This window comes from Mycobacterium sp. ACS4331, from assembly GCF_001667265.1.
In the GTDB taxonomy this organism is placed as follows: domain Bacteria; phylum Actinomycetota; class Actinomycetes; order Mycobacteriales; family Mycobacteriaceae; genus Mycobacterium.
This window is the reverse complement of sequence record NZ_LZHW01000009.1, coordinates 121,909-133,912: the sequence shown is the minus strand read 5'-3', so window position 1 is coordinate 133,912 and position 12,004 is coordinate 121,909. Positions and strand designations below refer to the sequence as shown.

The following is a 12,004-nucleotide window of genomic DNA, read 5'->3' as shown; positions in this document are numbered from 1 at the left end:
ATGACTGAGCTGGAACGGCACTCCTACGACGTTGTCGTGATCGGTGCCGGCGGCGCGGGTCTGCGAGCTGTCATCGAGGCACGGGAACGGGGTCTGCGGGTTGCCGTGGTGACGAAGTCGCTGTTCGGCAAGGCCCACACCGTGATGGCCGAGGGCGGGTGCGCCGCGGCGATGCGCAACGTCAACACCAAGGACTCCTGGCAGGTGCATTTCGGTGACACCATGCGCGGCGGGAAGTTCCTGAACAACTGGCGGATGGCCGAACTGCACGCCCAGGAGGCCCCCGACCGCGTCTGGGAGCTCGAGAGCTACGGCGCCCTGTTCGACCGCACCAAGGACGGCAAGATCAGCCAGCGCAACTTCGGCGGCCACACCTATCCGCGCCTCGCACACGTCGGCGACCGCACCGGCTTGGAGATCATCCGCACCCTGCAGCAGAAGATCGTCTCGCTGCAGCAGGAGGACAAGCGCGAACTCGGTGACTACGAGGCGCGCATCAAGGTCTTCCACGAAACCAGCATCACCGACCTGATCAAGGACGGCGACGCGATCGCGGGCGCTTTCGGGTATTACCGCGAGACCGGCAACTTCGTGCTGTTCGAAGCGCCCGCGGTGGTGTTGGCGACCGGCGGCATCGGCAAATCGTTCAAGGTGTCGTCCAACTCCTGGGAGTACACCGGGGACGGGCACGCCCTGGCGCTGCGCGCCGGCTCGGGCCTGATCAACATGGAGTTCATCCAGTTCCACCCGACCGGCATGGTCTGGCCGCTCTCGGTCAAGGGCATCCTGGTCACCGAGGGTGTCCGCGGCGACGGCGGGGTGCTGAAGAACTCCGAGGGCAAGCGGTTCATGTTCGACTACATCCCCTCGGTGTTCAAGGGTCAGTACGCCGAAACCGAGGAGGAGGCCGACCAGTGGCTCAAGGACAACGACTCCGCTCGCCGCACCCCTGACCTGCTCCCCCGCGATGAGGTGGCCCGCGCCATCAACAGTGAGGTCAAGGCCGGGCGCGGAACACCGCACGGCGGCGTCTACCTCGACATCGCCTCACGCATGCCCGCCGAGGAGATCAAGCGCCGCCTGCCGTCGATGTACCACCAGTTCATCGAGCTGGCCGAGGTGGACATCACCAAGGACGAGATGGAGGTCGGACCGACCTGCCACTACGTGATGGGCGGCATCGAGGTCGATCCCGACACCGGCGGCGCGGCGACTCCGGGTCTGTTCGCCGCGGGCGAGTGCTCCGGAGGTATGCACGGGTCCAACCGGCTCGGCGGCAACTCCCTTTCGGACCTGCTGGTCTTCGGTCGGCGGGCCGGGTTGGGGGCCGCGGACTACGTCCGTGGGCTGGGCAGCCGGCCCGCGGTGTCGGACGCGGCACTGGAGAAGGCCACCACGCTCGCGCTCTCACCGTTCGAGCCCAAGGACAACCCCGAGAACCCCTACACGCTGCACTCCGAACTGCAGGAGTCGATGAACGACCTGGCCGGCATCATCCGCAAGCAGGAGGAGCTGGAAGAGGTTCTGGTCAAGATCGACGAACTGAAGAGGCGCTACCAGAACGTCACGGTCGAGGGTGGCCGTGTGTTCAACCCGGGGTGGCACCTCGCGATCGACATGCGCAACATGCTGCTGGTCAGCGAGTGCGTGGCCAAGGCCGCTCTGCAGCGGACCGAGAGTCGAGGCGGCCACACCCGCGACGACTATCCGGAGATGGACGCCAACTGGCGCAACACGCTGCTGGTGTGCCGAACCGAGGGCGGTGACGACGTGGTCCCGGGCGTCAGCGTGACACCCGAGCAGCAGGAGCCGATGCGGCCCGACCTGCTCGCGGTGTTCGAACTCAGCGAACTCGAGAAGTACTACACCGACGCGGAATTGGCCGACCACCCAGAACGGAAGGGCTGACATGGGCACCTACAACGCCAGCATGCGTGTGTGGCGGGGCGACCAGAGCGGCGGCGGCCTGCAGGACTTCACGGTCGAGGTCAACGACGGCGAGGTGGTGCTCGACATCATCCACCGACTGCAGGCCACCCAGACCCCGGACCTCGCGGTGCGCTGGAACTGCAAGGCGGGCAAGTGCGGGTCCTGCTCCGCGGAGATCAACGGCAAGCCCCGGTTGATGTGCATGACACGGATGTCGACGTTCGACGAGAACGAGACCGTGACCGTCACTCCGCTGAGGACCTTCCCGGTGATGCGGGACCTGGTCACCGACGTCTCGTTCAACTACGAGAAGGCGCGCCAGATCCCGTCGTTCACCCCGCCGAAGGATCTGCAGCCGGGTGAGTACCGGATGCAGCAGGAGGATGTGAACCGCAGCCAGGAGTTCCGCAAGTGCATCGAGTGCTTCCTGTGCCAGAACGTGTGCCATGTGGTCCGTGATCACGAAGAGAACAAAGAGGCGTTCGCGGGCCCGCGGTTCCACATGCGCATCGCCGAACTCGACATGCACCCACTGGACACCGTCGATCGGCAGAACATGGCCCAGGAGGACTTCGGCCTGGGTCTGTGCAACATCACCAAGTGCTGCACCGAGGTCTGCCCCGAACACATCAAGATCACTGACAATGCGCTGATCCCGATGAAGGAGCGGGTGGTCGACCGCAAGTACGACCCGATCGTCTGGCTGGGCAACAAGCTGTTCAGGCGATAGAGCCGCAGCGAAGCAAGGCGAAGGAGCCTGAACCGACAGGCCCCAGCAGGCGATAGAGCCGCAGCGAAGCAAGGCGAAAGAGCCTGAACCAACAAACCCCAGCAGGCGATAGAGCCGCAGCGAAGCAAGGCGAAAGAGCCTGAACCAACAGGCGTGCTCTGAGCGGCTGGGCCGCGGGCCGGGATGGGGCGGACCCAGCCGTCATCAGCACGCCTGTTGACCCCCTGGCGTTTCCAGGTATCGCGCGTACAGTCGGGATCAGCAGCGAGCAACCGGCGAAAGGCACGCCATGCCACACCGAGGGACTGTCAGCGTCAACGACATTCGCACCGCGATCCGGGAACTCACAGCCCGGGCCGACCTTGCCCGCAAGGAGGGCAGACCGGAGGACGCGGCTGAGATCGAGCGGCGGATCGAGGGCTACCGCGAGCAGCTTGCCGCGCGCCCCTGAACCCCGCTGAGGTCAGACGCCCAGCTTGCGGAACGTGCTGCGGTGGAAGACGATCGGCGCCACATCGGGATTGACCGTGATGTCGCTGACGCGCAGCACCACGATGGTGTGATCACCGGCCGGCACCAACTGTTCGATGGCGCTTTCGAGCCACACACTCGTTCCGTGGATGAACACCGCGCCCGATTCGCGTGACTCGGTCTCCAGCCCGGCGAACCGGTCGCCGGTCTTGGCCGCCAGGGTGCGGGCCGCGGCGTCGTGAGCCTCGCCGAGGACGCTGATACCCAGCGACGGCAGATCCTTGAGCTTGGGCCACGTGGTCGAGGAGTTCTGCACGCAGAACGACACCAGCGGCGGGTCCAGGGAGACCGGCACGAAGGTGCTCGCGGCAAGGCCGACGAGAGTGCCGTCCACCTCGGCGGCGATGGCGATGACTCCGGACGGAAAATGGCCGAACGCTTCACGCAGCGATGTCGGGCTCAGTTCTGGTGCGCTCATAACTCACCTATCTTCACATGTGACCCCGTGCGGCGGCCACGTCTGGGTGAGCCGGGGGCGGGCTCCGGCCGGTAGTGTGACGCGCATCATGTGGATACCGCTCCTGATGATGGCCGTCGCGGTCAGCTTGGAGCCGTTCCGGATCGGCATGACGGTCCTGATGATCAACCGACCGCAGCCGGCCCTGCAGCTCCTGACATTCCTTCTCGGCGGCTTCCTGATGGGAACCGCCGTGGGCGTGGTCGTGTTGTTCGCGCTGCGACCCGCCCTCGGGTCGGCGCATTTCACGCTGCCCCGGGTCCAGATCGTCATCGGCGCCCTCATCCTGGTCAATGCGGTCCTGGTCGCGGCGGGTGTTCTCGGCGGAGGCCGAGACGACGGGCCACAGGACCGGCTGATGCGCATGCTCGGACCCGTCACGGCGCGCGCGCGACGGCTGTTGACGGGCAGCTCCCTCTGGACTGCAGGCATCGCCGGTCTGGGGATCGCCCTGCCGTCCGTCGACTACCTCGCCGCGCTCGCACTCATCGTCGCCTCCGGGGCCGCGGCGACGACCCAACTCGGAGCCTTGATCGCGTTCAACGTGGTCGCCTTCGCACTCATCGAGATTCCGCTGCTGTGCTACCTGATCGCACCCGAGCGCACCCGCACCGCGTTGTCGGCGTTCTATGACTGGCTGCGGTCCCAGGGCCGGCGGGGAGTGTTCGTTCTGCTGGCCACGGTCGGCTGCGTCCTGATCGCGGTCGGAGTCGTCGGCCTGCAGCGATGATCAGGGCTGGGGCCGGTTGTTCAACACGTACTGAAGCCCGGCCAACAGCTGCGACACGGGGTCGGCGCCGCCACCGAAGGCGGCCTGCGTCGCGGGTGCGGTGACCGCCGCGGGGTCATAGCCGTTCACCGGATCGACCGTGACGGGCGCGGTCAGCGGATCATCGTTGCGGGAGTAGCCGGCATCGACGTAGGGCATCAGCACCGCGTCGAGCTTGATCAGTGTGTCCTTGGGTAATCCGAGGTACTTGAACGGCATCACCAGCGGCAGATGCTCCTCGGGGATCATGAACGTCGTGGTCTTCGCGCCCCGGGAGTTGACGGTGGTCCGGATGTTCTGCGGCGGCACCATGCTGGGGTTCGTGAAGGCCACGGCGGTGTGACCGGTCGCCAGGCCGACGATTGCGTTGGCCACCGAGATCCAGTTGTCGGGCCGATCCGGCCAGTCGGCGATGCTGTCATACGCCGAAACGAATTGGTATGTGTCGTACTGGCTCTCCACCGGCGGTGGAATGCGGTAGTCCAGCGAGGGGACGACACTGCCGACGGGGAACATCTGGGTCAGGAAGCTCTCGCCGAAGGCGTGCCGGGCCACCGGATCGCCGTACATCGCGAAGCTCAACTCATCGGGTGGTGGGGCCGCCGGATCGTAGGCGAGCTTGGCCTGCACATCGTTGAGGACCATCGCACCCTCGGACAGTCCGATCGCGGTGCCCCTGCCGCCGGCCCGAACCGCGTTGATGACGTTCGGGGTCCCCTCGTCGACCGACTCCCCGACACTGGGTCCGTCGATGCCGATGCCCGGGAAGAAACGTTCGAGTTGGCCGATACCCGGGAACAACCGCTCCAGCGTGTGCCCCTGCACCTGGCCGGCGGGGTAGTCGACGATCTGCCGGTCCAGTCCGGGGAACCAGTCCGCACCCGTACGCATGATGTATTCGTCGTACGGGATGCCCAGCACGTGCGCACCGCCCAGGGCGTAAGCCCGGCCGGGGGTGCCCAGCGGGGGCGGCCCCTCGGCGGGGCCGGGGGTCGGTGGCACCACCGGCGTCTGATCGTCGGCCGCCGCGGGCCCGAGGCCCAGACACCCGACGACGCCGATGGTGGTCAGCGTCGCGCCGACCGCGAGTAGTCGTCTCACTGGCTACGCACCCTCCCCGCCCTGCTCGGCTGCACTGCGAACCCTACTCCGGCTCATGCGTCCAACCGGACGAACTGTTCCCGTTGATATTGGACAGTGCAGGCGGCGCGGCGGATCTTGCCGCTCGTCGTCGTCGGAATCGACCCGGAGGGGACCAGGACGAGATCGGCGACGCTCAACCCGTGCGCGTTGGCGATCGCTGCGGTGACGTCGCTCTTCACCGCACTGAGCCGACGGATCGCCTCGTCGTCGAGATCGGTCGACCCCTTGACCTCCACGACGGTCACCAACTCCTCAGTGCTGCGCACGGGAACCGAGATGGCCGCGACCCGTCCGCGGGTGATCTCCTGCACGGTCGCCTCGATGTCCTCGGGATAGTGATTGCGGCCCCGGATGATCAGCAGGTCCTTGATGCGGCCGACGACGAACAGTTCGTCGTCGTGGATGAATCCGAGGTCACCGGTGCGCAGCCACGGTCCGTCCGGCGTCCCGGGCGACGGCTCGACCAGTGTTGCACCGAAGGTGCTGTGGTCCGTCGACGGCTTACCCCAGTAGCCTTCGGCGACGTTCTCGCCGTGCACCCAGATCTCTCCGATGACGCCGGGCGAGCACAGGCGGCGCGTCTCGCTGTCGACGATCCGCACCGAGGGCGACTGCGGCACGCGGTATCTCACCAACGCCGTGCCCTTACCGGGCGAACATGGCCGCACGCGGCCGGCTCCCAGTTCCTCGGCGTCGAAGTGACCCGCAGGCGATGCCTCGTTCCAGGTGCCCGCCGTCACGAAGACCGTGGCCTCGGCCAGACCGTAGGCCGGACGCATCATGTGATCGGCGAAGTTGAAGTGCGCGAACCGATCGACGAAGCGGTGCAGTGTGGCAGGTTCGACGCGCTCGGCGCCGCTGATGATGCCCACGACACCACCCAGGTCGAGTCCGGCCAGGTCGTCGTCGCTGGTCTTGCGTGCGGCGAGGTCGAACGCGAAGTTGGGCGCCGACGACCACGCGTGCGGATTCTCGGCCAGTGCGCGCACCCACCGGGACGGCTTCTCAAGGAACGCAACGGGACTCGTCAGCTCCGCACGATGTCCGCACAGGATCGGCGCGCAGACTCCGAGCACCAGACCCATGTCGTGATAGAACGGCAGCCACGACACAAGGGTGGCATCCGGGGGCAGACGAACGTCGGCGAAGAAGCTGCGCATCAATTGATCGAAGTTCGCCGTCAGATTGCGGTGCGACACCATCACGCCGGTGGGAGCCCGGGTGGACCCGGAGCTGTACTGGAGGTAGGCGATGCTCGGCAGATCGGTCGGCGCCAGGTCCAGCCCGTTCTCGTCGTCGAGGTGCAGCGAATCGATCTCCACGATCTTGGGCGCCCTGTCCAGCCGGACCGCGGCCACGACGTCGGCCACGTCAGCCGAGGCCGCGGACGTCGTCAGGACGACCGCGGGCTCGGTGTCGGCGAGGACCGCGTCCACGCGGTCGTGATTCGAGCCCCGGTGCGGGAGCGGGAGCGGGACGGCGATGAGTCCGGCCTGCATGGCGCCCAGAAACGCCAGGATGTAGTCGAGACCCTGTGGCGCCAGAATCAGCGCCCGGTCACCGACCGACCCGTACCGACCGATCTCACGCGCGACGTTCGAGGCCCGGCGCGCCAGCTGCGACCACGTGACGGTCTCGGCGACACCCGCCGGATCGTGGTCGTAGTCGGTGTAGGTGTAGGCGACGTCGTGGGGCCGGAGACTGGCGCGACCGTGCAGCATCGACAGAATCGATGCAGACGACGTCGGCGCGAACTGATTCAGCGTGACCTCCGGGGTCCCGGGAGCGACGGCCCCGCGAAGGGCTGCACCATCTGCATTGCTCACCACTGTCGCTTTCGTCTCGTAGTTTCACACACATCGCTGGGGGGCGCTGGCCGGACTGCTACCCGCTCACCTCGGCGGGCGCCCTCGGCTTCGGTTGCTGCGGCCCGAACCGCGACGGCCACCAGTTCGCGCGCCCGACCAGAGTCGCGATGGCGGGCACCGTGATGGTTCGGACCACGAAGGTGTCCAACAGGATTCCCACGCCGATCACGAATCCGCCCTGGACCACGATGCCGATGCTGGAGAACAACAGGCCGGCCATCGACGCCGCGAAGATCAGGCCGGCCGCGGTGATCACTCCGCCCGTCGAACTCAGCGTGCGGATGACCCCGAACCGGACGCTGTGCGGCGATTCGTCACGCATTCGCGACACGAACAGCATGTTGTAGTCGGCGCCCACCGCCACCAGCACCACAAACGCCAACGGAGGCACGCTCCAGTGCAACTGCTGACCGAGCAGGACTTGGAAGGTCAGCACGCCGATGCCGATGGCGGCGAAGTACGACACCACCACCGACCCGACCAGATACAGCGGTGCGACCACCGTCCGCAGCAGCACCATCAGCGTCAGCAGCACGACGATCAGGGTTGCGGCGATGATGAACCGGATGTCCCGCTGGTAGTAGTCCCGGGTGTCCCGCAGCGCGACGGGGAAACCGCCCATCGAGATCGTGGCGTCCGACAGCGACGTGTTCGGCTGGGCGCCGCGGGCGACATCACCGATCTGGTTGACCTGATCCATCGCCTCGGAGCTGAACGGGTTGAGCTTGGTCTGCACCAGATAGCGCACCGAGTGACCATCCGGTGAGACATAGGCCGCAGCGGCCTTCTTGAAGTCCGGAAAGTTCAGCACTTCGGCGGGAATGTTGAACCCCGCCTGCGCAGGGTCCGCGGCGTTGGTCCGCATGGTCAACAGGAACGTCGACGCCTCGTTGAGCCCCTCGGCGATCACCTTGACCTGCTTGACCAGTTCCTCCACCCCGCCGGCCACCTCCCGGCTGCCACCTGCCAGTCGGTTGGCGCCCTGCTGCAGCTGCGCCAGACCCGCCTGCGGGCCGCCGGGACGGTCCAGCCCCATGGCCTTCACGGCCTTGGCGACGCTGGCCATGGCGGCGTTGAGCCGGTTCACCGCGGTGTTGAGAGTCTGCCGGTCCTCGACGCCTTGAAGCTGCTGAGCCAGATTGTTGATCTCGTCGAGCTGCCCGTCGTTGCGCGCGTCGACGAGCTTCTGGAACTGGATGCGGGTGTCGGCGCACGAGGGGTTGGCATCGCAGACCTGGTTGTTCTGCAGTGCCGCCAGGACCGGGCCGATCCAGCCGAACATGTCCTTGACCGCTCGGAAGTTGACGCCCATCGCGTTGCCGAGCGCGTTGATGCTGGCGACCAGCTTGGCCGCGGTCTCGACGTCCCGCACCAGCTTGTCGCCCCCGTACTCGGTGCGCACCGACGAGAACGTGTCCACCAACCCCTGGATGCTGGGCACGATCTGATTCACCTGCCTGCGCACGTCAGCGAGGCTGTCGGCCAGAGTGGCGGCACCCTCCGACAGACGGTTGAGGTCACCTGAGCGCTGACCGATCTGGGCCGAGCCGTCCGCCAATCGGTCGCCGACCAGGCCCGCCTGATACGTGGCCCGAAACTCCGGTGGCACCTCGCCGAGCGGCCGGGTCACGCCGCTGACCAGGCCGACATCAGGCAGTTGCGCGACACGCGAGGCCAGCTGTTCCAGGTCGGCGAGGGCGCGCGGGGAGCGAAGGTCGTGAGGCGACTGGATCAGGATGTACTCGGGGATGGACTGCGCGATCGGGAAGTGGCGCTCCACCGCCGCGTAGCCGACCGAACTCGACGCCGAGGCGGGGACGACCTTGCGGTCGTCGTAGTTGTAGTTCGCGAAGGTCGCGAAGCTGGCCAGCAGGGCCAAGACGAGCAGGCTGCCGACCAGATGCGTGACGGGTCTGCGGACGATGCGGATGCCGGACTGCCGCCAGAACCGGGCGGTCAGTTCGCGCCTCGGCTTGACCCATCCCCGTGGCCCGGCGAGCACCAGAATGGCCGGCAGCAGGGTCATGCCGGCCACGAACGCGACGAAGATCCCGATCGACGCCGTCACCCCGACCGTCCTGAACACGCCCATCTTGGCGAAGCTCAACAGCAGGAACGTCAGGCCGACCGTGGTCGCGGACGCGGCGATCACCTTGCCGATCGAGACCATCGCGGCCTTGACCGCCTCGTCGTAGTCGCGACCCGACCGCAGGTAATCGTGGTAGCGGCTGATCATGAAGACCGCATAGTCGGTCCCGGCGCCCGCCATGATCGCGCTCAGAAAGACGATCGACTGATTGGAGACTCCCGCCCCGGTCAGCTGCGAGAAACCCGCCGCCGCGGCCTGCGCGATCACCAGCGACGCGCCGATCGTCACCAACGGCAGCAGCATCGTGACCGCGCTGCGGTACACCAGCAGAAGCACGCCGAGGACCAGGACCGCGATGGCGATCTCGATGGGCAGCCGGTCCTTCTCACCGGCCACCGTGAGGTCAGCGACCGTCGCGGCGGGTCCGGTGATGTACACCCGCAGCGGAGGGTCCGGCGAATGACGTTCAACCAGATCTGAAACCCGGTTGAAGGACTCGAAGGCCCGCGGTGTGCCCAACTCCCCCTCAAGGCTGACCGGCAGCACCCACGTCGTCTTGTCCTCGCTCGTCAGGAAGGGCCGAAGTTGCGGCGTACTGACGAAATCCTGAACTGACACAACGTTGCTGACGTCGTCACGCAGGACTGACACGAGTTTGCGGTAGACGGCCTCGTCGTCGGGTCCCAGACCGTTCTCGTTGATCAGCGCGATCAACATCAGGTCGTCGTTGCCCGATTCCTGAAACGCCTCGGACATCTTCGCCGCCGCGACACTCGAGGGCGCGTCGGTGGGCAGGATCTGGAGGGGATGCTTCTGGGCCATCTCGCCCAGCGAGGGAAATGTCAGCGGCAGGGCGACGGCCAGGGCAAGCCAGATCCCGATGACCACCAGGGGCCACCGCACCACCACATCGGCCAGCCGTCGCATATCGCCCTCACCCTCACATCGCGCTACGCGACGCGCCCCCAGTGCCCACTGTCGGCGACCTGTACAGACACGGACTTCATCGCCGCCATATAGCGGGCCGCCGATTTACGGGCGATGTCATTGTCGGGGTGCATGATCGCCATCGTCGTACCCTCGCCGTATCGGAAGATGTAGATCGTGAGCTGGCAGGAGAACCGGCCGTCCGGATAGATGCCGATGTTCTCCGCAAGCCCCATCTCCGCCGCCGCCAGGACGGCATTCAAGGGCGCCGCACCTCCGTGAAAGAAGTTCGAGACCGGGAAGTTCGGCTGTGGCCAGTTCAACCACGGCGCGAGTTCCAGCACCCGGTAATACGGCACCTTGGCCATGTTCAGATTCGAGTCGAACGATGTCTGCGCCGACCACGCGGCCTCGCCGAACGACGCCGCCCCGATGGGGACGGTGATCGGGATCAGGCCCGTGAACCAGCCCTGGGTCATGAAGTTGTCGGTGGCGTTGCGTGAATCCCTCGGCGTCAAACCGTAATAGGTCAGCGCCCCGGTCAGTTCATGCTCCACCTGGGCGAGGCACGCGAACAGACCACCCACGAAGCGCGCACCGGCCCCGGTGCACGCCTGCTCGAACCGTTCGGTCTGTCCGGGGTCCATCAGGACTTCGGTGGTCATATCGCTGCTGGTCGACTTCGCCGGGTCGCCGAGCGGCAGTGGGAACTCCGGAAATCCGCCATTGTTGTTCTCGGCAAATTCAATCCACGCGCGCACCTCGGGGGAGTCCAGCGTCATCTCCGAGGTGCGCTCACGCTCGCGGACACAGAACTCGTCGAAGCTGCCGGCCTCCGGAAGCTCAAGCGCCAGACCGCTGCCGCTCAAGGCCGAGTACATCCCGTTGGCCTCCATCATCGTGGTGCCGATCAGCGTGGCATCACCGTGAACGTGATCCATGGCCGCGAAGAACGTGAAGTTGTCCTCGTTCTGAATCACTCCAAAGGTGAAACATCCCCACTCCAAAGGACTCGGTATGGCGACGACGTGAGCAAGGATCTCCTCGATGGTCATGTTTCCATGGTTGACCGGCGCGAACTCGATGTCGGCGGGGTCCTCGAGTGCACGTCTGGCAAACTTTCCGTCATCCGTGTGCTCGAACCAGCTTCGGAAAGTGTCATGCCTTCGCAGGTAGGTGTTCACGGCGTCATCCATGGCGGAGATGTCACACTGGCCACGCACTTCACAGCTGGCGATGATCTGACGCGAGAAGTTCAGGCCGGCACCTGTGCGCTCCGCATAGTTGCGAAGGTGCTGCCCCTGCATGTAGCTGACGGGCACCGAACTCAACGGTGCCCGAAGGGCCTTCTCCACCGACTCGGCCGTCGGGTGCCATGAGGTCACCGAACCCGGCTTCAAAGCCCATTCGCCAAGTGGGCCAACCGTTATCCTGCCGATCCGCACCCGTCCGGTCCTCTCACACACTCCCAGGCGGCCTGCGCGTCCCCCCCGACACAGGCCTGCCGAATGAACATAGCTCGGTTCGGCCGTGATCGCCCAGCGCCGGCCGTTTTTTGCGG

The 12,004-nt window shown here is 66.3% G+C and carries 9 protein-coding genes; 4 read left to right on the top strand and 5 right to left on the bottom strand.

Going from position 1 to position 12,004, the window contains the following annotated elements; all coding sequences use genetic code 11:
- The 3 genes from A5727_RS02510 (at position 1) to A5727_RS27290 (ending at position 3,110) form a co-directional block, all read left to right on the top strand.
- On the top strand, positions 1-1,908 hold the full coding sequence (locus A5727_RS02510) for a fumarate reductase/succinate dehydrogenase flavoprotein subunit (RefSeq protein ID WP_068243893.1): 1,908 nt from the start codon (positions 1-3) through the stop codon (positions 1,906-1,908).
- Between the two features lies 1 nt (position 1,909).
- Positions 1,910-2,659, top strand: coding sequence for a succinate dehydrogenase/fumarate reductase iron-sulfur subunit (locus A5727_RS02505; RefSeq protein WP_068243890.1), 750 nt, complete (start codon positions 1,910-1,912; stop codon positions 2,657-2,659).
- Positions 2,660-2,948: 289 nt separating this feature from the next.
- Positions 2,949-3,110, top strand: coding sequence for a hypothetical protein (locus A5727_RS27290; RefSeq protein WP_157521182.1), 162 nt, complete (start codon positions 2,949-2,951; stop codon positions 3,108-3,110).
- Between the two features lie 12 nt (positions 3,111-3,122).
- Here the strand turns inward: A5727_RS27290 and A5727_RS02500 are convergent, their stop codons facing one another.
- The gene (locus A5727_RS02500; protein WP_068243887.1) at positions 3,123-3,608 is read right to left on the bottom strand and encodes a flavin reductase family protein; all 486 of its coding nucleotides are present in this window, start codon (positions 3,606-3,608) and stop codon (positions 3,123-3,125) included.
- Between the two features lie 88 nt (positions 3,609-3,696).
- On the opposite strand from A5727_RS02500, the gene A5727_RS02495 reads away from it, so the two are divergent.
- Complete coding sequence (locus A5727_RS02495) at positions 3,697-4,377, top strand: GAP family protein (protein WP_068243884.1); 681 nt, start codon at positions 3,697-3,699, stop codon at positions 4,375-4,377.
- On the opposite strand, the gene pe is transcribed toward A5727_RS02495, so the two are convergent.
- The 4 genes from pe to A5727_RS02475 form a co-directional block, all read right to left on the bottom strand.
- On the bottom strand, positions 4,378-5,517 hold the full coding sequence (pe, locus tag A5727_RS02490) for an acyltransferase PE (protein ID WP_068243882.1): 1,140 nt from the start codon (positions 5,515-5,517) through the stop codon (positions 4,378-4,380).
- 53 nt (positions 5,518-5,570) lie between these two features.
- Entirely contained in the window at positions 5,571-7,322 is a 1,752-nt protein-coding gene (locus tag A5727_RS02485) for an AMP-binding protein (RefSeq protein ID WP_286149972.1), read from the bottom strand.
- Between the two features lie 121 nt (positions 7,323-7,443).
- On the bottom strand, positions 7,444-10,443 hold the full coding sequence (locus tag A5727_RS02480) for an MMPL/RND family transporter (protein ID WP_068243877.1): 3,000 nt from the start codon (positions 10,441-10,443) through the stop codon (positions 7,444-7,446).
- A 23-nt stretch (positions 10,444-10,466) separates the two neighbouring features.
- Positions 10,467-11,888: a condensation domain-containing protein gene (locus A5727_RS02475; protein WP_068243874.1), complete on the bottom strand. Its 1,422-nt coding sequence runs from the start codon at positions 11,886-11,888 to the stop codon at positions 10,467-10,469.
- Positions 11,889-12,004 lie beyond the last annotated feature (116 nt).